Here is an 860-nt window from a genome sequence, read left to right as displayed (position 1 = left end):
CCCTGCATATACAACTTCTCCCGAAGCTGCTGCATTAACGTCATCGCCGACGGCACCTCCTATATCAATGCCTTTGTTGATATCCCGACTGCGTGAGTTCACAGAATACTTCGCAAGGATCAGGCCAACATGAGGCCACGCCCAAGTTATGTTATTGGAATTATTGAGATTTTTGTTCTTTGTCGATTTGTAACGAGATTCAGGTTTTCGTTTACGTTTTGTTACATTTGAAGAACCAGAAGGCGAAGAGCTGGCAGAATTTGAGGCCGACTGGATGGCTGAAGCACTCACTTCCAAGTCTATTTTTTGACCAACAAAAACGGTATATGGCGATTTTATGTTGTTAGCACTTGCTAACTCTTTGTAGTCACGTCCGTAGCGCCACGCGATCTTGTATAGCGTTTCACCGGACTGAACCACATGAGTTCCAAAATACACCGGAGGGTTAAAGTTTTTATTGTAGTAAATGTCTGGAGAAGTGCACGCCGATAATGCAAAAAAAACCAAGATACATTTGGTTACAGAAAGAGCTTTGCGCCAAAAGACGTCAATTTCTCGTACACCAAACATGAGTTTTTCGTTCAACATATCGACCTTAAATATAACCTAAAGAAATATAAAAATATTTTTATATTTCTTTATATTTTACATAAGTAGAGTTCGTTTTAAGAAGTGCCGCTAAGTACCTATTATTTAAGTACTTTTTTATTTTGAAAACAATTGCAAAAGTGTTACCAAAATACTCGAGTGTTCCGTTACGTAACACTAGTTTGCATTCCGCTCTAGTCTATTTATAACAACTAATATGAGCAAAATTGAGCCTACTCCAACAACAAACCAAATCGCTGCCAACCCTATTT

Annotated in this window: 1 protein-coding gene; it reads right to left on the bottom strand. The window is 38.7% G+C overall.

Going from position 1 to position 860, the window contains the following annotated elements; genetic code table 11:
* The coding region (locus A3738_RS04650) for a LysM peptidoglycan-binding domain-containing protein (RefSeq protein WP_197473591.1) at positions 1–420 on the bottom strand (420 nt) is incomplete at its 3' end.
* Between the last annotated feature and the right edge of the window lie 440 nt (positions 421–860).

This window comes from Oleiphilus sp. HI0066 (assembly GCF_001635725.1).
This window is presented reverse-complemented; position numbering and strand designations above follow the sequence as displayed.